Origin of the sequence: Pseudomonas sp. BCRC 81390 (assembly GCF_030341915.1) — a bacterium.
In the GTDB taxonomy this organism is placed as follows: Bacteria; Pseudomonadota; Gammaproteobacteria; order Pseudomonadales; family Pseudomonadaceae; genus Aquipseudomonas.
The window spans coordinates 24,771-45,044 of sequence record NZ_JATAAG010000019.1 but is presented as its reverse complement, the minus strand read 5'-3'; the positions used below and the strand labels follow the sequence as shown (position 1 = coordinate 45,044).

Genomic DNA, 20,274 nt, shown 5'->3' with positions numbered 1-20,274 from the left:
GGCCGCTCCTACAGTCGACCGCGTCAACCGAGCAGATGTTAGAAGAAGCCCAGCGGATTGATGTCGTAGCTCACCAGCAGGTTCTTGGTCTGCTGGTAGTGGTCGAGCATCATCTTGTGGGTTTCACGGCCCACACCAGACTTCTTGTAGCCACCGAACGCGGCATGCGCCGGGTACAAGTGATAGCAGTTGGTCCATACCCGCCCGGCCTTGATCCCACGGCCCATGCGGTAGGCACGGTTGATGTCGCGGGTCCACAGGCCGGCACCCAGGCCGAACTCGCTGTCGTTGGCGATCGCCAAGGCTTCGGCTTCGTCCTTGAAGGTGGTCACGCCCACCACCGGGCCGAAGATCTCCTCCTGGAACACACGCATCTTGTTGTGCCCCTTGAGCAGGGTCGGCTGGATGTAGTAACCGCTGGCCAGGTCGCCGTCGAGCCGCTCGGCAGCACCACCGGTGAGCAGCTGGGCGCCCTCCTCCCGGGCAATCTCCAGGTAGGAAAGGATCTTGTCGAACTGCTGCTCCGAAGCCTGGGCACCGACCATGGTCGTGGTGTCCAGCGGGTTGCCCCGGGTGATCCTGGCGATCTTCTTCATCACTTCGGCCATGAACGGCTCGTAGATCGATTCCTGGATCAACGCCCGTGACGGGCAGGTGCACACTTCGCCCTGGTTGAAGAACGCCAGCACCAGGCCTTCGGCAGCCTTCTCGATGAACGCCGGCTCGGCCTGCATGATGTCTTCGAAGAAGATGTTCGGCGACTTGCCACCCAGCTCGACGGTAGACGGGATGATGTTCTCGGCGGCACATTTCATGATGTGCGAGCCCACCGGGGTGGAACCGGTGAAGGCGATCTTGGCGATGCGCTTGCTGGTGGCCAGGGCCTCGCCGGCTTCACGGCCAAAGCCCTGGACGATGTTCAGTACGCCGGCAGGCAGCAGGTCGGCGATCAGCTCGGCAAACACGGTGATCGACAGCGGCGTCTGCTCCGCCGGCTTGAGTACCACGCAGTTGCCGGCGGCCAGGGCCGGGGCGAGTTTCCAGGCAGCCATCAGCAGCGGGAAGTTCCACGGGATGATCTGCCCGACCACGCCCAGCGGCTCATGCATGTGGTAGGCCACGGTGCCTTCGTTGATTTCCGCAGCACCACCTTCCTGGGCGCGGATGCAGCCGGCGAAATAGCGGAAGTGGTCGGCTGCCAGCGGCACGTCGGCATTGAGGGTTTCGCGTACCGCCTTGCCGTTGTCCCAGGTTTCGGTAACGGCCAGCACTTCCAGATGCTGTTCGATACGGTCGGCAATCTTCAGCAGCACCAGGGCCCGGTCCTGCACCGAGGTCTTGCCCCAGGCGTCGGCAGCGGCATGGGCGGCGTCCAGGGCACGCTCGATGTCCTCGGCGCCAGAGCGCGGGAACTCGGCAATCGGCTGGCCATTGACCGGCGAGCTGTTGGTGAAGTACTGGCCACCCAGCGGCGCCACGAACTCACCATTGATGAAGTTGCCGTAGCGTGGCTTGAAGGACACGATGGCGCCAGGGGTTCCGGGTTGTGCGTAGATCATGCTGAGCCTCTGTGGTCGATGCCTGTCCGGCGACAGGCGATGAACCGATGGTAAGAAGCCCCGCCTGCCGGGCGAATGCATCGTTGGCAGCGGGGCTCTCGTCATTTGGTAGTAGGGCCGCTTGCCGCCGGTTGGCTGGCGGCAAGCGGCAAGCCATGGCGTCAGCGCTTGGCGCTGGCGGTTTGCAGCTGCTTGGGCAATTTGAAGGTCCAGAGCATGCCGCCCTGGTTGAAGTCCTTGACCCGCTTGGCCACTTCGCCGCCCCACAGCGGCACCGCGCCACCCCAGCCGGAAACCACCGAAACGTACTGCTCGCCGTCCATCTCCCAGGTGATCGGCGAACCGAGCACGCCGGAACCGGTCTGGAACTCCCAGACCTTGTCACCGGTCTTGGCATTGAACGCCTGCAGGTAGCCTTCCGGCGTGCCGGTGAACACCAGGTTGCCCTTGGTGGTCAGCACCCCGCCCCACAGCGGTGCGTAGTTCTTGTGGCGCCACACTTCCTTGCCGCTGACCGGGTCGATGGCACGCAGGACGCCAATGTAGTCTTCGTTGAGCGGCTTGATGGTGAAGCCGGCACCGAGGAACGCCGCGCCCTTCTTGTAGGCAATGCCTTCGTTCCAGATATCCATGCCCCACTCGTTGGACGGCACATAGAACAGCCCGGTGTCCTTGTTGTAGGCCATCGGCATCCAGTTCTTGGCGCCGAGGAAGGCCGGGGCGACGAACACCGAGCTACCCTTGGCTTCGCTGCCCGGTGCCCCTGGGCGGCTGGCCTCGTTGTAGATCGGCCGGCCATCCTTGTCCAGGCCGCTGGCCCAGGTGATCTTGTCGACAAACGGGAAACCGCGGATGAACTTGCCGTTGGTGCGGTCCAGCACATAGAAGAAGCCGTTGCGGTCGGCAGTGGCGGCCGCCTTGATTTCTTTGCCGCCGGCCTTGTAGTTGAACGAGATCAGCTCGTTGACGCCGTCGAAGTCCCAGCCGTCATGCGGCGTGCTCTGGAAGTGCCACTTGATGGTGCCATCGTCCGGGTTCAGGGCCAGGCGCGACGAGGAGTACAGGTTGTCGCCCGGGCGCAGGTGCGAGTTCCACGGTGCCGGGTTGCCGGTACCGAACAGGATCAGATTGGTTTCCGGGTCGTAGTAGCCGCCCAGCCAAGGTGCTGCACCGCCGGTCTTCCACAGGTCGCCGGGCCAGGTCTTGCCCGCCTCGCCGCCGGAAATGCCGTTCTCGATCGCCTTGCCGTCCTTGTACACGTAGCCCATGTGCCCTTCCACGGTCGGGCGCATCCACAGCAGTTCGCCGTTTTCCGGGTTGTAGGCCTGGATCTTGCCCACCACGCCGAACTCGCCACCGGCCACCCCGGTGATCAGCTTGCCGTTGACGATCATTGGCGCGGCGCTGATGGAGTAGCCTTCCTTGTGGTCGGCCACTTTCTTGCTCCACACCACCTTGCCAGTGTCCTTGTTCAGGGCCACCAGCTTGGCATCCAAGGTGCCGAAGAACACCAGGTCCCCGTACAGCGCCACGCCCCGGTTGATCACGTCGCAGCACGGGCGGATGTCATCAGGCAGGCGCGCATCGTATTGCCACAGTTTCTTGCCGGTACGGGCGTCCACGGCGAACACCCGCGAATAGGAACCGGTCAGGTACATCACCCCGTCCTTGACCAGCGGCTGGGCCTGCTGGCCACGCTGCTTCTCACCGCCGAAGGAGAACGCCCAGACCGGCCGCAGGTCCTTGACGTTGTTGCTGTTGAGCAGGTCCAGCGGGCTGTAGCGCTGGCCCTGCACACCCAGGCCGTTGGTGACGATCTGCTGCGGGTTCTTCGGGTCCTGGAGGATTTCTTCGTTGCTGACAGCAGCGTGGGCCGCGCTGGCAAGCAGCATGGCGCTGAGCACCAGGCTCACGGCGAACACGGGACGACGTGGGGATCGGGTCATGACGGCTACCTTTGGTTTTTTTGTTGTGCCCGGGAAAATTTCCCGGTGTGCCGGGAATTCTTGGTCGCTGCCTGCTTGCCAACAATTGCCCGCAGTGCGGAGTTTTCTAGTTCCTTGGTATGGGGGCTGGCCGCCACGGCCCGCGCGCCCCTTGAAGCGCCGTCAGTGCTTGGCGTCGATGCGCCGCAACTGTTGGCGCTCATAGCGCGGATACAGGTGGCTGACGCTGCGGATCAACTCGTAACGGGTCAGGCTGATACCGGCAAAGCGCTCCGGGATCGGGCTGCGGATCATCTCGGCCATGTCATCGCCACGCGCCGCGCCGACACGCATCAGGCCATCCAGCCAGCCCAGGTAGTCACGCATCTGGGCAAACGGCCGGGCATCGCTGGCCACCGGGCCATGGCCAGGTACCAACTGTTTCCAGGGCAGCGCCTGCAGGGTATCCAGGTCTTTCAACCAGACCTCCAGCCCCGGGCTGTTGGGCGTGGTCAGCGCCCGTTGGTAGAACACCAGGTCGCCGGCAAACAGCACGCCGGTCGTTTCATCCAGAATCGCCAGGTCGGCACCGGTATGCCCGCCCAGCGCCAGCAGCCGCAGGCGGTGCCCGCCCACTTCATGCATCCCTGGCTCCAGCACCCGGGTCGGCAGCACCACCTCGGTGCCGCGCATCCAGTCGCCGACCAGGCGATACATGTTCTCGGCCATGGCCTCGCCCTGCTGGCGCAGCAGCTCGCCGGTGCCGGCCAGGGCGCCGATCGGCACATCGGCAAAGGCCTGGTTGCCCAGCACATGGTCAGGGTGATGGTGGGTCAACAACACTTCGACCACCGGTTTGTCGGTGGTGGCGGCAATCGCCTGGCGCAGCGCTTCGCCGTAGCGCTTGGACGGCCCACTGTCGATCACCACCACCCCGCTGTCAGTGACAATGAAGGCGGTGTTGACGATGTTGCCGCCGTTGTCCTTGGCGAAATTGGCGGTGCTGCCCTCCAGCAGCCAAGTGCCCTCGGCGATCTGCCGAGGTTCGAGGCGGTAGGCCAGGTCAGCCTGGGCCGGCAGGCCCAGACACAGCAGCAGAAGCAGGATCCAACGCATGACGGGCGCCTCGGGTCGGTAAGTGAAGCCGGGCAACGCGCTCAAGGCAGCGCAGCCTCGAACTGGTTGCCGCTGTTGTCCTGCAGCAGCAGCCGGGTCGGCCCGGAACCGAGGATGTCGAAGCCCAGGTTGGGGTTTTCGCTGACTGCCGGATACAGCACGAGGCTGGCCAGGCGCTGGCCGTCCGCACCTTGCAGCTCGGCATGGTTGAGGAAGAATTCCGGAATGCCGCTGACCAGGCCATTGTCCATCGGGTGGGCCACCTGCAGGCGCAAGCGGCTGCTGTCGCCGCGCGGGTAGCGCCCACCCAGCACTTCGCCCAGGTGCTCCTCCCAGCCGGGCTGGGTGCGGACCACGCTGGGCGCGGTACAACCGCCGCCAGCGGCATCGATCAGGGTCGAGCCGACGTGCCACAGGCCGTCACGAGTCAGCACCGCGGCGCGCAGCGGCGTGGCCTGTTCGATACGGATGCGGATCGACAACCAGGGCAATACGCGCTCGCCGGGCTCGAAGTCGACAATGCGCGGCAGCGGGTTGAGCTCGGCCCAGGCCAGGATCCGTACTACCTCGCCGCTGAAGGCTCGCGCGTCGATCTCCAGCGGCACCTGGCGTGCGTCCTCGGCAAAGGGGGGTGCCAGCAGCTTGACCCGATCATCGAAGACGAACGCTGCCTGGCCCAGCAGCTGCTTGTGGTAGAAGTCCCACATCACCGACGGCACCGGGTCCGACGTGGCATTCGGTTCGCTGCCCTGGGCTGCCCAGGGCAGCCAGCAGGCCAGCAGGAAAGTCGCTCGCCAGTTCATGGCCCGCTCCTTGATGGCACCATTATCCATTGCACCAGTGCCGCCCCTGCGGGAGCGGGCATGTGCACTACTGATACATCTCCGGCACCTCGTAGCGCAGGCCGTAACTGGCATAGATCGCTTTCATCCGCCCATCGCGGATCAGCGCCTCGAGCGCCTCTTCCACCGCGTAGGCCAGCTGCCGGTTGCTCTCGTGCACCGCCATGCCGATGTCCCAGGCCTGCTTGCCAAGGTTCGGGTAGGCGTTTTCCGCCAGGGCCAGTTGCGGGTCGGCGGCCTGGTGCAATTGCCAGTCGACCTCGCCGCGCATGGCCATCACCGCGTCTACCTGGCCAGCCTGCATGGCGCCGAAGGCCTGCTGCACGTTGGGGTAATGGTGGGTCTTGGCACTGAGCATGCCGTTGAACACCGAGGTCAGATAGAACGACGGCACGCTGTCCACCTCGACCCCGATGGGGTGCTGCTGGAACACCGCGACACTGGCCACCGAGGCCAGGCGACGGCGATCGTAGGCCACCTGCCAGCGCTCCTGCTGATAGGGGCCGAACATCGCCACCTGGGCGTTTTCCAGTTCGCCGACGTCGTTGCGCCGCTGCGCGTAGGCGTGATCGTAAGGTACCCGCATCATCAGGTCGGCGAGCTGCTGGTTGCGCAGCGGGCTGCCGCGCCAGATATAGTCGCGCAGGTCGTCGTCAAGCTTTTCCCCGGGCGGCGCCCAGATCAGTTGCAGGTGTACCCCCAGCGCACCGGCCAGGGCCTGCGCCAGCTCCACGTCGACCCCGCGCGGCTGGCCGTGGTCCTCGAAACTGTAGGGAGCAAAATCCTGGTACACCGCCACCTTCAATTCACCGGCGGCGATGATCGCGTCGTAGTTGCGTACCTGCGCCTGGGCTGCCGCGCACCACAGCAGCAGGCCAGTCAACAGCACCGCCAACAGGCGCATGGCCGTCACTCCTCGACGTGCACGCTGTCCAGGTAGGTGCGTACCGCCCACAGGGCTTCCTGGCTCAGGTAGTCGGCCATCTTCGGCATGTACACCCGGCCGTCGCGAACCGCGCCGTGACGTACCCGCTCGACGAACCACTCGTCGCCAGCCTCACCGGCATCGAGCATGCGCAGGTCCGGGGCGATACCGCCAGACTTGGCTTCCAGGCCATGGCAGGCGGCGCAGTTCTGGTTGTAGGCCGAGGCGCCAATTTCCACGGCCTTGTCGTGCTCGGGAGACTCGCGATACGGGTTGACCGCTGCCCAGCCGTCGCCGTCCACGGCGACACCGGCATCCTTGACCGGGGTCAGGCCCTGGGTTTCCACAGCCTGGGGCACCACATTGCCATGGGCCCAGACCGTACCGGTCAGCACAGCGCCGGCCAGCAGGCCTGCAGCAAGCAAGACGTTTCGTTGTGTTGTCATTGTTATGCCCTCACCTTTGCACGCAGGGCCTCAACCACAGAGGCCGTGCCGCCATCTTAGGAACAGCCCGTACAGCGCCGTATCCTGCTTTGGTGGCCGGGCCTTACTCCCTTGGTAGTAGGGCCTGTGGCGAAGGGCCAAAAGAGGTGCTGTACGGGAACTTTTCCCGGCCAGCGCGGGAAGTTTTCCGTATCCCGCGACAACTGCCCCAGCTCACCCTGTGCAGGCCAAAACTCCACAGGGAACTGCAACCATGACAACAACAACGCTACCTGCCCTTTCCCCGTTGTGCCTGAGCCTGCGGGCCGTGCTGCTGGCCGGCAGCCTGGCCCTGGGCACGGTGGCCACGGCGGCGCCTGCCAGCAATAACGTCACCTGGGAAGACATCGCCAACGATCACCTCACCACCCAGGACGTGCTGCAGTACGGCATGGGCACCAACGCCCAGCGCTGGAGCCCGCTGGCCCAGGTCAATGACCAGAACGTGTTCAAGCTGACCCCGGCGTGGTCCTTCTCCTTCGGCGACGAGAAGCAACGCGGCCAGGAGTCCCAGGCCATCGTCAGCGACGGCGTGGTCTACGTTACCGGGTCCTATTCGCGGGTGTTCGCCCTCGATGCGCGAACCGGCAAGCGCCTGTGGACCTACAACCACCGCCTGCCGGAGAACATCCGCCCGTGCTGTGACGTGGTCAACCGCGGCGCGGCGATCTACGGCGACAAGATCTACTTCGGCACCCTCGACGCGCGGGTGATCGCCCTCGACAAGCGCACCGGCAAAGTGTTGTGGAACAAGAAGTTCGGCGACCACGGCGCCGGCTACACCATGACCGGGGCCCCGGTGCTGATCAAGGACAAGACCAGCGGCAAGGTGTTGCTGATCCACGGCAGCTCGGGTGACGAGTTCGGCGTGGTCGGCCAGCTGTTCGCCCGCGACCCGGACACCGGCGAGGAAGTGTGGATGCGGCCGTTCGTCGAAGGCCATATGGGCCGCCTGAACGGCAAGGACAGTACCCCCACCGGCAACGTCAAGGCACCGTCCTGGCCGGATGACCCGACTACCGAAACCGGCAAGGTCGAAGCCTGGAGCCACGGCGGCGGCGCCCCTTGGCAAAGCGCCAGTTTCGACCCCGAGAGCAACACCATCATCGTCGGTGCTGGCAACCCGGGCCCATGGAATACCTGGGCACGCACCGCGAAGGACGGCAACCCGCACGACTACGACAGCCTGTACACCTCTGGCCAGGTTGGCGTCGACCCGAGCACCGGTGAGGTGAAATGGTTCTACCAGCACACCCCCAACGATGCCTGGGACTTTTCCGGCAACAACGAGCTGGTGCTGTTCGACTACAAGAACAAGGACGGCAAGCTGGTCAAGGCCACCGGCCATGCCGACCGCAACGGCTTCTTCTATGTGGTCGACCGCAGCAACGGCAAGCTGCAGAACGCCTTCCCCTTCGTCGACAACATCACCTGGGCCAGCCATATCGACCTGAACACCGGGCGCCCGGTGGAAAACCCCGGCCAGCGCCCGCCCAAGCCGCTGCCGGGGGAAAGCAAAGGCAAGCCGGTGGAAGTCTCGCCGCCGTTCCTCGGTGGCAAGAACTGGAACCCCATGGCCTACAGCCAGGATACCGGGCTGTTCTATATCCCCGGCAACCAGTGGAAAGAGGAGTACTGGACCGAGGAAGTGGACTACAAGAAAGGCTCTGCCTACCTGGGCATGGGCTTCCGCATCAAGCGCATGTATGACGACCACGTCGGCACCCTGCGTGCCATGGACCCGAGCACCGGCAAGCTGGTGTGGGAGCACAAGGAACCGCTGCCACTGTGGGCCGGGGTGCTGGCGACCAAGGGCAACCTGGTGTTCACCGGTACCGGTGACGGCTTCTTCAAGGCCTTCGACGCCAAGACCGGCAAGGAGCTGTGGAAGTTCCAGACCGGCAGCGGCATCGTCTCGCCGCCAATCACCTGGGAACAGGACGGCGAGCAGTACATCGGCGTGACCGTGGGCTACGGCGGCGCGGTGCCGCTGTGGGGTGGCGACATGGCCGAGCTGACCAAGCCGGTGGCCCAGGGCGGCTCGTTCTGGGTGTTCAAGATCCCCAGCTGGGACAAGCAGACCGCACAACGTTGACCGCCTGAAGTAACGCTTCACTGGGGCTGCTTTGCGGCCCCTTCGCGCTTGTCTCTCCTTCCGACAGGAACTCCGCCATGAATTACCTGCCCTTTGCCTTGCTGTTGCTGCTGTCCCCGGCCCTGGCCGCAACGACCGACGACGATGACAACGATAGACCCCTGACCATCAACGGCTGTGTCATCGCCGAAGCCAGCCAATGCCCCGGGGCCAACCTGCGTGGCGCCAACCTGGCCAATCAGGACCTGCGCAAGATGAACCTGGCCGGCGCCGACCTGCGCGGTGCCGACCTGCGCCATGCCCGGCTGGACCTGGCCAACCTGGAACAGGCTCGCCTGCAGGGCGCCAACCTGACCCGCGCCAGCCTGCAGCAGAGCAACCTGCGCCTGGCCGACCTGAGCGACAGCAAGCTGGTGGCGATCCAGGGCTGGGGCCTGTTTGCCCAAGGCGCGCAGTTCGCGAGGGCCGACCTCGGCGCGGCCTACCTGGAATTCGCCAGGTTGTCCGGGGCGAAGATGCACCAGGCCAACCTGCGGGCGGCGGACCTGGAGATGGCCTGGCTGAGCAAGGCCGATTTGCAGGGGGCGGACCTGGGCGATGCCAACCTGCAGGAGGCCAAGTTCGGCCAGAGCAACCTGGCAGGCGCCGACCTGCGTGGGGCGCGGCAGCATTATGGGAATTTCCAGGATGCCAACCTGCAGGGGTGCAAGGGCTGCCCCGAAACCTGGGGCAATTGAGCGAAGGGGCCGGCATGACCTGTTCAGCGCCTGTGAGGCCGACCCCTACCCCGCCACCCGCACCACCCCCAGGTCGATCCCCAGGTGCACCAGCTCGGCATGCGAGCTGACCTGCAGCTTGCTCTTGAGCAAGGTCAGGTGGTTGGACACGGTCTTGGCACTGATGCACAACTGCTCGGCAATCGCCCGCACCGGCGTGCCCTTGGCCAGCATCACGAAGATCTCCAGCTCACGTTGGGTCATGCACTGCAGGCGTGGGTCGCTGGCCCGCTGATGCGCGGTGCAGGCCAGCTGGGTGGCCAGCGGTTGCTCGATATAGGCCTGCCCGGCCAATACCCGCTGCACCGCCTCGATCAGCACCTCGGGCGCCGAGTTCTTGGTCAGGTACCCCGCTGCCCCCGCGTCCAGCGCCTGGCGCACCAGCGGCAGTTCATCGTGCATGCTGAAGAACAGCACGCGCAGTTGCGGCAAGCGCTGGCGCAGGCGTCGGGTGGTTTCCAGGCCGCTGATACCGGGCAGGCCGAAGTCCATGATCACCAGGTTGGGCACTTGCTCCTGCACCCGCGCCAGCGCCTCCTCGCCGCTGGCCGCCTCGCGCACCTGCACCGTCGGCAGCACCGCCCGCAACAAGCTGGCATAACCCTGGCGGACCACGGCGTGGTCATCGACCAACACGATATTCATTGCACCTCCATGGGAATGTTCAGGGCCAGCGCCCAGCCGGCGCCCGGGCGGCTGAGAATGCGCAGTTCACCACCCAGGCTGCGGGCGCGCTCGGCCATCGAGTGCAGGCCGACCCCGGGGCGCAGCGGTTGCGGTGCCCCACAACCGTTATCGCGAACCAGCAGGCGCAAGCCCCTGGCGCTGCGTTGCAGGCGCACCCGCACCTGGCTGGCCGCCGCGTGGCGGGCGACGTTGGTCAACGCCTCCTGTAACAAGCGATACAGGTGCGTGCGGCTGGTCCCAGGCAGTGCTGGCAGGCGCGCGCCGATCCGCAGGCGACAATCGATGCCTTGGCTTGCCTGCCACTGGCTCACCAGCAGGGCAAAGGCCTCAGCCAGCGGCATGTGCTGCAGCGCCAGCGGATACAGGTCATGCACCAACGCGCGAAAGCCCTGCTGCAGGCGCTGGCAATCGAGTTCCAGGGTACGGGTGGTCTGCGCCACCGCGGCCGGCTGGTCGGCCACCATGCGCAGCAGGCACAGCTGGGCACGGATACCTGCCAGGTATTGCCCAAGGTCGTCGTGCAGGGTTTGCGCCAGCTGGGTGCGCTCCCGCTCCTGCACGGCCAGCAGCGCCTGGGTCAGTTGGGCGTTGTCGGCGCGGGCCTGTTCCAGCGATGCGGTCATGTGGTTGAAATGCCTGGCCAGCTGGCGTGCCTCCGGCAGGCCGGCTTCGCGCAGGCGTGCGCTCAATTGCCCGCCGGAGACCTGGCGCAGGGCCTGCAGCAATTCGTCCAGCAAGCCCATGCCACGGCGCACGGCCCAGCGGATGGTCAGCAAGCTCAGCGTCAGCGCCAGGCCGCACAGGCCCGCCAACTGTTGCAGCGAGTCGCGGACTTCGTCGATTTCATCCCGCGCATCCACGGCAATCGCTACCCGGCGGCCATCACTCAGCTGCAGCAACCGGGTAGCGTGGTGGCGCTCGCCGAGCAGGTGGCGCCTTAGCCAGGCATCGAGGCCGCGTTCCTGCGGCAGCGGCACCGCTTCACCTGCCGCCAGCCAATGCACCCGCACGTGGCGCAGGCTTTGCGTCAACCGTGGCTGCAGGCGCGCGGGGTCGCGCTCGGCGGTATCGCCGAGGTACGCCACCACCGCTTCGGCCGATTGCAACTCGCGCTCGACATCGGCCACCGCCTGGTGCAACAGCACCCCGGCACAGGCCAGCATCACCAGCAGGAAAAACAACGTGACGCAAAGGTTGATCCGCCACAGGGCCGACAGGTCAAGCAGGCGCATGCGCGGTTTTCCTCAGTGTGGCGAGATTGCGGTCCATCGTAAGACCGGGGCCTGCGTGGCGAATTACTACCTTGGTACCGGCCGGGCGCTACTTTCTGCATATTTCCCCGCCGTGGCGGGCTTCCTATGCTGGCGCCATCTGCCGTGGAGTCGCTCTATGCGCCAGCCTGCCCACCTTGCCCTGACCTGCCTGCTGGCCATCGCCGCCACCCTGTCCGCGGCCCTGGCGTCTGCCGCCGGGGGCCAGGCTGCCGAGCCCTTGCAGGTGCGCATCGGTTACCTGGGCTATCGCCCCGACCCAGGCCCGCTGCTGTCCAACGTCATCCCCGAGCCCAGCGATGCCGGGCTGCAAGGCGCCAGGCTGGCGATTGTCGACAGCAACAGCAGCGGCCGCTTCCTGCAGCAGCAATTCCACCTGATCGAGGCCGGCGTCGACAGCCCCGAAGCCCTGCTGCAGGCCGCCAAGGCCCAGCATGAACAAGGCCTGCGGCTGTTCGTGGTCAATGCCCCCGCTGCCAGCCTGCGGGCCTTGTCTGCCGCATTGCCCGACAGCCTGCTGTTCAACGCCGGCAGCCCGGACGACAGCCTGCGCAGCAGCCAGTGCCTGGGCAATGTGCTGCACAGCCTGCCCGGCCGCGCCATGCTGGCCGATGCCCTGGCGCAATTCCTGGTGCTGCGTAAATGGCAGCGGGCGCTGCTGATCGTCGGCCAGACCGATGACGACCGCGCCTACGCCGCTGCCCTGCGGCGTGCCGCGAAGCGCTTCGGCCTGCAGCTGGTGGCGGAAAAGCCCTGGACCTTCGACAACGACCAGCGCCGCAGCGCCCAGGCCGACATGCCGCTGTTCACGCAAACTGCCGAATACGATGTGGTGCTGGTGGCCGACGAGCGCGGCGACTTCGGCGAGTACCTGCCCTACCAGACCTGGTACCCACGCCCGGTCGCCGGAACCCAGGGCCTGACCCCGACCGGCTGGCACAAGACTGTGGAAACCTTCGGCGCGGCGCAGCTGCAAAAGCGTTTTGAGGCCCAGGCCGGGCGCTGGATGAACGACCGCGACTTCGCCGCCTGGATGGCCGTGCGCAGTGTCGCCAGCGCAGTCAGCAAATCGCGCCAGGCCGAACCGCACGCCGTGCAGCAGTTGCTGCTCAGCGAGCAGTTGCCGCTGGATGGCTTCAAGGGCCGCAAGCTCAGCTATCGCCCGTGGAACGGCGAGCTGCGCCAGCCGATCCCGCTGGTGCAGCCGCGGGCGCTGGTCAGCACTTCGCCGCAGGAAGGGTTCCTGCACCCGTTCAACGAAATGGACAGCCTGGGCTACGACAAGCCCGAGGTCAGCTGTCGCTACCCCTGAGCCGATAACCACAACAAAAAAAGGATTCCGCCATGCCTCGCCGCCTGTTCCACCGGGCCCTGCTTTACCCCAGCCTGCTGTCGGGCGCCCTGGCGCTCGCCAGCGGCCAGGCCATGGCCGCCACCGCCTGGGTGTCCAACGAGAAGGACAACAGCCTCAGCCTGATCGACCTGCAAACCCTGGAAGTCACCGAGACCCTGCCGGTAGGCCAGCGCCCGCGCGGCCTGCTGCTGTCCCACGACCACAAGCTGCTGTACATCTGCGCCAGCGACTCGGACCGGGTCCAGGTGATGGACGTGGCCACCCGCAAGATCATCAAGGAACTGCCCTCCGGCAAGGACCCCGAGCAGTTCGCCCTGCACCCCAACGACCGCTGGTTGTACGTGTCCAACGAGGACGACGCGCTGGTAACCGTGATCGACACCCAGACCGACAAGGTACTCGGGCAGATCGATGTCGGCATCGAGCCTGAAGGCATGGCGGTAAGCCCGGATGGCAAGTGGGCGGTCAATACCAGCGAAACCACCAACATGCTGCACTGGATCGACACCAGCACCCAGACCCTGGCCGAAAGCACCCCGGTCGACCAGCGGCCACGCTTTGTCGAGTTCAGCCAGGACGGCACGCGGCTGTGGGCCTCGGCGGAAATCGGCGGCACCGTGACCATTCTCGACGTAGCCACGCGCCAGGTGCTGAAAACCCTGAACTTCCAGATCAAGGGCGTGCACCCGGACAAGGTCCAGCCGGTGGGGATCAAGCTCAGCGCCGATGGCAAGTACGCCTTCGTCGCCCTGGGCCCCGCCAACCATGTGGCGGTGGTCGATGCCAAGACCTTCGAGGTGCTCGACTACCTGCTGGTAGGGCGGCGGGTATGGCAACTGGCGTTCACCCCGGACCAGAGCCAGCTGTTGGCCACCAACGGCGTCAGCGGTGACGTGTCGGTGATCGATGCGCAAAACCTCAAGGTGCTCAAGTCGGTGAAGGTCGGCCGCTACCCCTGGGGCGTAGTGGTGACACCATGAATACGCTGGAAGTCAGTGACGTGAGCTTTGCCTACGGCCAGCGCCAGGCACTCCGGCAGGTCGCGTTCAGCCTGGCGCCCGGGCGCTTCGCTGCACTACTGGGCCCCAACGGCGCCGGCAAGTCGACTTTGATCGCCCTGCTCACGCGGCTCTACGACCTGCAGCAGGGCGACATCCGCGTGTGCGGCTGTTCCCTGCGTAGTGCCGCACGCCCAGCCTTGCGCCAACTGGGTGTGGTGTTCCAGCAAAGCACCCTGGACCTGGACCTCAGCGTCGAGCAGAACCTGCGCTACCACGCCTCGCTGCATGGCCTGTCGCGGCGCCAGGCCAACCTGCGGGTGGACGCCGAACTGGCCCGCCAGGGCCTCGACGAGCGCCGCCGCGAGCCAGTCCGGGCATTGAACATCGGCCATCGACGCCGGGTCGAGATTGCCCGCGCGCTGCTGCATGAACCGCGCCTGCTGTTGCTCGACGAAGCCAGCGTCGGCCTCGACCCGGCCAGCCGCCTGGCGCTCAACCAGCACCTGCGGCTGCTATGCCGCGAACAACGCCTGAGCGTGTTGTGGACCACCCACCTGCTGGACGAAGTCCAACCCAGCGATGACCTGCTGATCCTGCATCAGGGGCGCCTGGTGGCCAGCGGCACGGCCGCCGCCCTGAGCCAGGCGCACGGCGGCGACCTTGACCACGCCTTCGCCCGCCTGACCAGCGCGCCTTCAGGAGTGAAAGCCCAATGAACGCCTACTGGCAATGCTTCAACGGCATTCTGCTGCGCGAATGCCTGCGTTTCGTCTTGCAGCGCACGCGCTTTCTCAGCGCCCTGGTGCGCCCGCTGCTGTGGCTGCTGGTGTTCGCCGCCGGGTTTCGCGCGGCCCTGGGCATCGCCATCATCGAACCCTACGACACCTATATCCCCTACGAGGTGTACATCATCCCCGGCCTGGCCTGCATGATCCTGTTGTTCAACGGCATGCAGGGTTCGCTGTCGATGGTCTATGACCGCGAGATGGGCAGCATGCGCGTGCTGCTGACCAGCCCGTTGCCACGCCCGTTCCTGCTGGGCAGCAAGCTGTTGGCGACCTCGTTGATCTCCCTGCTGCAGGTGTACGCCTTCCTGGCCATTGCCTGGCTATACGGTGTGCAACCACCAGCCGCCGGCTTGCTGCTGGCGCTACCGGCGCTATTGCTGGTGGCATTGATGCTCAGCGCCCTGGGGTTGCTGCTGTCGAACGCGATCCGGCAACTGGAGAACTTTGCCGGGGTGATGAATTTCGTGATATTTCCACTGTTCTTCCTGTCATCGGCACTGTACCCGCTGTGGAAGATGCAGGAGGCCAGCCAGTGGTTGTACTGGCTGTGTGCAATCAACCCGTTCACCCATGCGGTGGAACTGGTGCGCTTTGCCCTGTACGAGCGGCTGAACCTGCTGGCACTGGCGGTATGCCTGGGCTTGACCGCGTTGTTCACCCTGCTGGCGATCCTTACCTTCAACCCCCAGCACGCGGCACTGCGCAAGCCACGCTGATCTACCCCGCATGGGAACGCGCTTTTGTAGGAGCGGCCTTGTGCCGCGATCGGGCTGCAGCGCAGCCCCGGTGGTATCTGCGGCGCAGCTGCAATCGTGGGGCTGCGCTGCAGCCCGATCGCGACACGAGGCCGCTCCTACACGGGTTGTGCATCCATCCGGGAATCGCGCAACCGTCAACGCGCCAGGCCATCTACTACTTTAGTTCTGCCTTTGCTGTCTGATCGTCGCATTCACAATGCACCGCCACTGGCATGTAATGGGCCTATAACAAAAAGGATAACCCCCATGCCACGTGCCCTGCCCCGGCTGCCACGCCCCTTGCTGGTGGCCTTTTCGCTGAGTCTGTCGCTGGGCATCGCCCAGGCCGGCACGCAACCGTTGTTTTCCGCCGACGGTTATCGCACCAGCGTCTACCGCAGCCCGACCCCGCAGCAGGTCGACGGCGCCCAGGTCATCGACACCGACGCGCTGCAAGGCCTGCTGAAGCAGACCCCCGCCCCGGTCCTGATCGACGTCTATCGGCGCCAATGGCTGCAAGGCCGCTTCATCGAAGACGAACCGCACAGCAACATTCCCGGCAGCCGCTGGCTGGCCAACACCGGCGACGGCGAGCTGAGCGCGGCCTGGCAAGGCTACTTCGCCCGCCACCTGCAACAGGCCACCGCCGGGCGCAGGCAACAGCCGCTGGTGTTTTACTGCCGCTCGGATTGCTGGCTGAGCTGGAACGCGGTAAAACGCGCGAAGGCCCTGGGCTATGACAACCTGTACTGGTATCGCGACGGCCTGGACGCCTGGCAGCAGGCCAATCTGCCACTTGCCCCCGCGCAACCGGAACCCTTTCCCTGAATTCGCTTGCCGAATGCGTGCCCCGCTCCATCCCATAAAAACGAGGTGAAAAGGCCATGTACAAAATTCTGATTGCCGACGATCACCCGCTGTTTCGCGAAGCCATCCACAATGTCATCAGCGACGGGTTCCAGGGCAGCGAAGTCATGGAAACTGCCGACCTGGACAGTGCCCTGACGCTGACCCGCGAACACGATGACCTCGACCTGATCCTGCTCGACCTGAACATGCCTGGCATGCACGGTCTCAACGGCCTGATCACCCTGCGCAACGAGGCCCCCACCACACCGGTGGTGATCGTCTCGGCCGAGCAGGAAAAGCAGATCGTGCTGCAGGCCATCACCTACGGGGCGGTGGGGTTCATCACCAAGTCCTCGCCACGTTCACAGATGATCGACGCCATCGAGCAGATCCTCAACGGCAATGTCTACCTGCCGCCGGATATCATCCGCGCCCAGAAAAGCAGCACCAGCCGGCGCCTGAACGATACCCCGAGCTTCCCGCCGGAAATGCTCCAGGCGCTGACCCGCAAGCAATTGCTGGTGCTCGAGCGCATGACCAAGGGCGAGTCGAACAAACAGATCGCCTACACTCTGGATATCGCCGAGACCACGGTCAAGGCCCACGTTTCGGCGATCCTGCGCAAACTCAACGTGCACAACCGGGTGCAGGCCATCCTCAGCGCCGGCGATATCGACTTCGGTGATTACCTGCGCCGCTGAACCGGCTACGCGCCAAGCGATGGCTGGCTGCTGGCAAGCAGGTGGCTCATCGCCGTTTTCAGCTTCATCGGCCGCACCGGCTTGTGCATCAGCGTGTGGCCCAACTCGCGGATCTGCTGCTTGAGCTCGTTGCTGTAGTTGGCGGTGATCATCAGGGCCGGTAGCGGCTGGGTGCGGCGGGCGTTGATCCGCGCCACCGCATCGACACCATTGCAGTCGTTGTCGAGGTGGTAGTCGGCAATCAGCAGGTCGGCATCGGCATGGTAGTTGTCCACCTGGCGCGCCAGGTCTTCCTCCGACAATGCGGTCACCACCCGGCAGCCCCAGCCCTCCAGCAGCGTGCGCATGCCGGCGCAAATCGCGGCATCGTTATCCAGCACCCACACCCGCGCGCCCCGCAGGCGTTCCAGCATCGGTTCGCTGATCGCCAGGCTTGGCTGGGCCTTGGGCGCGGCAGTGCTCAGTGGCACCTCCACCGCGAACACCGAGCCTTTGCCCAGCCAGGAACGCACCCGAATACGATGGCCAAGGATCCCGGCGATCTTTTCCACGATCGCCAGGCCCAGGCCCAGGCCACGGTCCTGTTGCGGGCGCTGCACATCGCCGCGGCGGAACTCTTGGAACATTTCTTCCAGGTGCTCTTCGGCAATGCCGATGCCGCTGTCCCACACTTCGATGCGCAGGCCGCCGCGCAGGCGCCGGCAGCCCAGCACCACCCGCCCTCGGGGGGTGTAGCGAATGGCATTGCTGAGCAGGTTGCGCAGGATCCGCGCCAGCAACTGGATATCACTGCGCACCACGGCCGAACAGCTCACGAAGTGCAGCGCCAGCCCTTCGCTGCGGGCCACCTGGGCGTACTCGGCGGCAAGGTTGTCCATCAGTTCGCCAAGGGCGAAGGGTGCGACGTCGGCCTTGATCACCCCGGCATCGAGCTTGGAAATATCCACCAGGGTGCCCAGCAGGTTCTCCACATCCTCCAGCGAATTGCTGACATTGCGTACCAGCTGCGTGCTGTCCTGTGGCTCGCGGCTTTCGAGCAGCGCACTGGTGAACAGCCGCGCCGCATTCAACGGTTGCAGCAGGTCATGGCTGACTGCGGCGAGGAACTTGGTCTTCGACAGGTTGGCCTGTTCTGCCTCGCGCTTGGCCTCGCGCAGGCGCGCTTCGGCGCGGCTGCGCTCCTCGATCTCGCGCAGCAGTTGCTCGTTGAGGCTGGTCAGTTCGGCCGTGCGCTCACGTACCCGTTGCTCGAGGTGCTGATAGGCCTGGTGCAGCGCTTGTGCCGTATTGCGCCGCTCGGTGATATCGCGGATCAGGACGAAGATGCCGGCCACTTCGCCATTGGCCAGGCGGTTCGGCACGTAGGAACGCAGCATGTAGCGTTCCTGCCCGCTGCTGTTGGTTTCAGCGAACTCGAACGTGACGCTCTCGCCGGCCAGCGCGCGTACCACATAAGCTTCCAGGCGCTGGTAATGCTGTTCGCTGTGGGCCTCGCGCAGGCTCAGGCCGAGCATCACGCCGGGTGGCCAGCAGTACCATTCTTCGTAGACCTTGTTGGTGAATTCGTAGACCAGGTCGGCGTTGAGGTAGGCGATCAGCGCCGGGACATTGTCGGTAATCAGGCGGATCTGGTGCTGGTGGGCAGTCTCGGCCCGCTGCCGCGCTTCGCTGAGCAGGCGGTTGACGGCCTTGAGCTCGGCCATTGCCTGGTTCAGGGCATCGGTGCGTTCGCGCACCTGCTCGGCCAGCACCACCGAGTGCTGGAACGCCGCGTAAGGGTCGTTGCCACGCGTCACGCCGGACTCGACGCGCTCGATCAGCGCGCCGTTGATCCGCTGCAGCTTATGGTTTTCATGCTGCAGCCGGGTGATTTCCAGCTGCAGTTCAGCGATTGACGGGAGGCCGGTTGCGGGCAATGGCGACGCCGGTGAAGGTCTGGTTGATGTGCATGCCATTGAACTGTTCTCCGTAGGTGTTGAAGCCGATCACCCGCTGCTCGCGCAGGAATGCGCCGATCGGCTCCAGGCCGTGCTGGCCTTCCAGTTCCAGCCGCCGCAGAAAGCAATCGCAACCGATGGTCAGCAACAGTGGGCCGAGACGCTGCTGCAAGCCGTCGAACAGCTGCTGCAGGTTGGGCAACAACGGCCCGGGGGTCATAGCGGTGAGCACGATGCCGTTCTCCACCGCACAGTAGAAGCTCAGGCTCTGGTCCGGGTGCACTTGCTGGATCGCGCGCACGTAGTACTGGTCATGGATGCGCACGGCCAGCGGGTGGGCGGCGAAGACCTGGTGGTCGAGCTCGGCCACCGGCACGCCGATGTGCCGGGCGTACTCCTCGGCTGCCGGCTCGGCATTCAGTTCATAGACCCGGCGCAAGGCACTGTCGGCACCGGTGACCACCAGCTTGTCCTGCCGCGGCAGGATGTGGTGGGTGGTAAACACCTCGAAGTCGAGCCAGGTATTGACCAGCACCATCACCGCCGCGCCATTATGGAACGCGCCGCCGAAGTACACGTGGGTGCGGGTCAGGTAGTTGTCGTCACCGGCCGAACCGCCAAAATGCGGAATATCGCCCAGGGCGGCACTGAGCGCCGCGAGCACCATCTCCTCCCGGCTGGACAGGCCGTCGAGCAGGGTCAGGGCAAAGCTGTGGCCCTTGATCGGTGCCAAGGTGTTGCTGCGGCAGGTACCGACCAGGCGCTCGACCATTTGCTGGGCATCGATCAGGCTGAAGTGCTCCATCTCGTCGATCAGCCCGGTGGCGATGGAGAAATGCCGATGGTCGAACCCGACCGCGGTGATGCAGTTGCGGCCATAGCCCAGCGGGGTGATTTCGCCGGCGCTGGTGCAACCAACCAGGCGGATACCGCCAAAGCCCTGCTCCAGGGCCTCGGCCAGCACCTGCAGGTCGTATTCGGCGGAGCAGAAGAACAGCACGAAGCCCAGGTGCGGGTGCAGCAGCTGCGCCGCCAGCTCCTCGGCCGCCAGCCGGGCGTCGGTTGCCTGGGACATGGCGCTGACCACACCGTCGTTGTGAGCCTGCTGCATCCTGGTCTCCGGCGCGGGTTGGCTGAGCAGAGAGTGTACGAAGGCGACCATTGGCGACGAATGCTACTTGGGTAGCAGGTGGGCGGTTCCATGGTTGTAATAGCGCTCCCTGACG

At 65.4% G+C, this 20,274-nt stretch carries 18 protein-coding genes; 8 read left to right on the top strand and 10 right to left on the bottom strand.

All coding sequences use genetic code 11. The annotated features are described in order from the left end of the window. Window positions 1–38 precede the first annotated feature (38 nt). The 6 genes from exaC to pedF all read right to left on the bottom strand — a co-directional run bounded on the left by exaC (window position 39) and on the right by pedF (window position 6,813). Window positions 39–1,559, bottom strand: a complete 1,521-nt coding sequence (gene exaC / locus QSV36_RS09055; RefSeq protein WP_289131259.1) for an acetaldehyde dehydrogenase ExaC — start codon at window positions 1,557–1,559, stop codon at window positions 39–41. Window positions 1,560–1,720: 161 nt separating this feature from the next. Continuing rightward, on the bottom strand, window positions 1,721–3,505 hold the full coding sequence (gene pedH / locus QSV36_RS09050) for a PQQ-dependent alcohol dehydrogenase PedH (RefSeq protein ID WP_289131258.1): 1,785 nt from the start codon (window positions 3,503–3,505) through the stop codon (window positions 1,721–1,723). Window positions 3,506–3,667: 162 nt separating this feature from the next. Beyond that, window positions 3,668–4,600, bottom strand: a complete 933-nt coding sequence (locus QSV36_RS09045; RefSeq protein WP_289131257.1) for a quinoprotein relay system zinc metallohydrolase 1 — start codon at window positions 4,598–4,600, stop codon at window positions 3,668–3,670. 41 nt (window positions 4,601–4,641) lie between these two features. Further along, window positions 4,642–5,403, bottom strand: coding sequence for a quinoprotein dehydrogenase-associated SoxYZ-like carrier (locus QSV36_RS09040; protein ID WP_289131256.1), 762 nt, complete (start codon window positions 5,401–5,403; stop codon window positions 4,642–4,644). 67 nt (window positions 5,404–5,470) lie between these two features. Continuing rightward, window positions 5,471–6,346, bottom strand: a complete 876-nt coding sequence (locus QSV36_RS09035; protein ID WP_289131255.1) for a substrate-binding periplasmic protein — start codon at window positions 6,344–6,346, stop codon at window positions 5,471–5,473. A gap of 5 nt (window positions 6,347–6,351) precedes the next feature. Continuing rightward, the gene (pedF, locus tag QSV36_RS09030; RefSeq protein ID WP_289131254.1) at window positions 6,352–6,813 is read right to left on the bottom strand and encodes a cytochrome c-550 PedF; all 462 of its coding nucleotides are present in this window, start codon (window positions 6,811–6,813) and stop codon (window positions 6,352–6,354) included. 253 nt (window positions 6,814–7,066) lie between these two features. Between pedF and exaA the strand changes: the two genes are divergently transcribed. Beyond that, the gene (exaA, locus tag QSV36_RS09025) at window positions 7,067–8,947 is read left to right on the top strand and encodes a quinoprotein ethanol dehydrogenase (protein WP_289131253.1); all 1,881 of its coding nucleotides are present in this window, start codon (window positions 7,067–7,069) and stop codon (window positions 8,945–8,947) included. Between the two features lie 77 nt (window positions 8,948–9,024). Beyond that, complete coding sequence (locus tag QSV36_RS09020; protein ID WP_289131252.1) at window positions 9,025–9,684, top strand: pentapeptide repeat-containing protein; 660 nt, start codon at window positions 9,025–9,027, stop codon at window positions 9,682–9,684. 45 nt (window positions 9,685–9,729) lie between these two features. Here QSV36_RS09020 and QSV36_RS09015 read toward each other — a convergent pair whose 3' ends face one another. Together QSV36_RS09015 and QSV36_RS09010 are read right to left on the bottom strand one after the other, a co-directional pair. Next, a complete protein-coding gene (locus QSV36_RS09015; protein WP_225778167.1) occupies window positions 9,730–10,368 on the bottom strand; it encodes a response regulator in 639 nt (212 codons plus the stop codon). Beyond that, complete coding sequence (locus QSV36_RS09010; RefSeq protein WP_289131251.1) at window positions 10,365–11,642, bottom strand: HAMP domain-containing sensor histidine kinase; 1,278 nt, start codon at window positions 11,640–11,642, stop codon at window positions 10,365–10,367. Before QSV36_RS09010 ends, QSV36_RS09015 begins: the two co-directional genes overlap by 4 nt. 157 nt (window positions 11,643–11,799) lie before the next feature. Between QSV36_RS09010 and QSV36_RS09005 the strand changes: the two genes are divergently transcribed. The 6 genes from QSV36_RS09005 (at window position 11,800) to QSV36_RS08980 (ending at window position 17,111) form a co-directional block, all read left to right on the top strand. After that, window positions 11,800–12,993, top strand: a complete 1,194-nt coding sequence (locus QSV36_RS09005; RefSeq protein WP_289131250.1) for a lanthanide ABC transporter ABC transporter substrate-binding protein PedA1 — start codon at window positions 11,800–11,802, stop codon at window positions 12,991–12,993. 32 nt (window positions 12,994–13,025) lie between these two features. Continuing rightward, on the top strand, window positions 13,026–14,015 hold the full coding sequence (locus QSV36_RS09000; protein WP_289131249.1) for a YVTN family beta-propeller repeat protein: 990 nt from the start codon (window positions 13,026–13,028) through the stop codon (window positions 14,013–14,015). After that, on the top strand, window positions 14,012–14,752 hold the full coding sequence (locus QSV36_RS08995) for a lanthanide ABC transporter ATP-binding protein PedB/LutE (RefSeq protein WP_289131248.1): 741 nt from the start codon (window positions 14,012–14,014) through the stop codon (window positions 14,750–14,752). Before QSV36_RS09000 ends, QSV36_RS08995 begins: the two co-directional genes overlap by 4 nt. Continuing rightward, window positions 14,749–15,540 (top strand): lanthanide ABC transporter permease protein PedC, encoded by a 792-nt coding sequence (locus QSV36_RS08990; RefSeq protein ID WP_289131247.1) that lies wholly within the window; start codon window positions 14,749–14,751, stop codon window positions 15,538–15,540. The genes QSV36_RS08995 and QSV36_RS08990 overlap by 4 nt, the downstream gene beginning before the upstream one ends. Window positions 15,541–15,828: 288 nt before the next feature. Beyond that, window positions 15,829–16,389 carry a PQQ-dependent catabolism-associated CXXCW motif protein gene (locus QSV36_RS08985; RefSeq protein WP_289131246.1) on the top strand — a complete coding sequence of 187 codons (561 nt, stop codon included), beginning with the start codon at window positions 15,829–15,831 and terminating at the stop codon, window positions 16,387–16,389. Window positions 16,390–16,445: 56 nt separating this feature from the next. After that, window positions 16,446–17,111, top strand: coding sequence for a response regulator transcription factor (locus QSV36_RS08980; RefSeq protein WP_289131245.1), 666 nt, complete (start codon window positions 16,446–16,448; stop codon window positions 17,109–17,111). Window positions 17,112–17,116: 5 nt separating this feature from the next. On the opposite strand, the gene QSV36_RS08975 is transcribed toward QSV36_RS08980, so the two are convergent. Together QSV36_RS08975 and nosP are read right to left on the bottom strand one after the other, a co-directional pair. Then, window positions 17,117–19,066: a PAS domain-containing hybrid sensor histidine kinase/response regulator gene (locus QSV36_RS08975; RefSeq protein ID WP_502945651.1), complete on the bottom strand. Its 1,950-nt coding sequence runs from the start codon at window positions 19,064–19,066 to the stop codon at window positions 17,117–17,119. Further along, complete coding sequence (gene nosP / locus QSV36_RS08970; protein ID WP_289131243.1) at window positions 18,996–20,159, bottom strand: nitric oxide-sensing protein NosP; 1,164 nt, start codon at window positions 20,157–20,159, stop codon at window positions 18,996–18,998. The genes QSV36_RS08975 and nosP overlap by 71 nt, the downstream gene beginning before the upstream one ends. Window positions 20,160–20,274: the final 115 nt, after the last annotated feature.

What these genes read in the sequence shown, in the direction of transcription:
- QSV36_RS08990 (WP_289131247.1), top strand. Translation starts at nt 14,749, where the DNA reads ATGAACGCCTACTGGCAATGCTTCAACGGCATTCTGCTGCGCGAATGC.
- QSV36_RS09040 (WP_289131256.1), bottom strand. Translation starts at nt 5,403, where the DNA reads ATGAACTGGCGAGCGACTTTCCTGCTGGCCTGCTGGCTGCCCTGGGCA.
- pedF (WP_289131254.1), bottom strand. Translation starts at nt 6,813, where the DNA reads ATGACAACACAACGAAACGTCTTGCTTGCTGCAGGCCTGCTGGCCGGC.
- QSV36_RS09045 (WP_289131257.1), bottom strand. Translation starts at nt 4,600, where the DNA reads ATGCGTTGGATCCTGCTTCTGCTGCTGTGTCTGGGCCTGCCGGCCCAG.
- QSV36_RS09020 (WP_289131252.1), top strand. Translation starts at nt 9,025, where the DNA reads ATGAATTACCTGCCCTTTGCCTTGCTGTTGCTGCTGTCCCCGGCCCTG.
- nosP (WP_289131243.1), bottom strand. Translation starts at nt 20,159, where the DNA reads ATGCAGCAGGCTCACAACGACGGTGTGGTCAGCGCCATGTCCCAGGCA.
- exaC (WP_289131259.1), bottom strand. Translation starts at nt 1,559, where the DNA reads ATGATCTACGCACAACCCGGAACCCCTGGCGCCATCGTGTCCTTCAAG.
- QSV36_RS09005 (WP_289131250.1), top strand. Translation starts at nt 11,800, where the DNA reads ATGCGCCAGCCTGCCCACCTTGCCCTGACCTGCCTGCTGGCCATCGCC.
- QSV36_RS08985 (WP_289131246.1), top strand. Translation starts at nt 15,829, where the DNA reads ATGCCACGTGCCCTGCCCCGGCTGCCACGCCCCTTGCTGGTGGCCTTT.
- QSV36_RS09010 (WP_289131251.1), bottom strand. Translation starts at nt 11,642, where the DNA reads ATGCGCCTGCTTGACCTGTCGGCCCTGTGGCGGATCAACCTTTGCGTC.
- QSV36_RS08995 (WP_289131248.1), top strand. Translation starts at nt 14,012, where the DNA reads ATGAATACGCTGGAAGTCAGTGACGTGAGCTTTGCCTACGGCCAGCGC.
- exaA (WP_289131253.1), top strand. Translation starts at nt 7,067, where the DNA reads ATGACAACAACAACGCTACCTGCCCTTTCCCCGTTGTGCCTGAGCCTG.
- QSV36_RS08975 (WP_502945651.1), bottom strand. Translation starts at nt 19,066, where the DNA reads ATGGCATGCACATCAACCAGACCTTCACCGGCGTCGCCATTGCCCGCA.
- QSV36_RS09015 (WP_225778167.1), bottom strand. Translation starts at nt 10,368, where the DNA reads ATGAATATCGTGTTGGTCGATGACCACGCCGTGGTCCGCCAGGGTTAT.
- QSV36_RS09035 (WP_289131255.1), bottom strand. Translation starts at nt 6,346, where the DNA reads ATGCGCCTGTTGGCGGTGCTGTTGACTGGCCTGCTGCTGTGGTGCGCG.
- QSV36_RS09000 (WP_289131249.1), top strand. Translation starts at nt 13,026, where the DNA reads ATGCCTCGCCGCCTGTTCCACCGGGCCCTGCTTTACCCCAGCCTGCTG.
- pedH (WP_289131258.1), bottom strand. Translation starts at nt 3,505, where the DNA reads ATGACCCGATCCCCACGTCGTCCCGTGTTCGCCGTGAGCCTGGTGCTC.
- QSV36_RS08980 (WP_289131245.1), top strand. Translation starts at nt 16,446, where the DNA reads ATGTACAAAATTCTGATTGCCGACGATCACCCGCTGTTTCGCGAAGCC.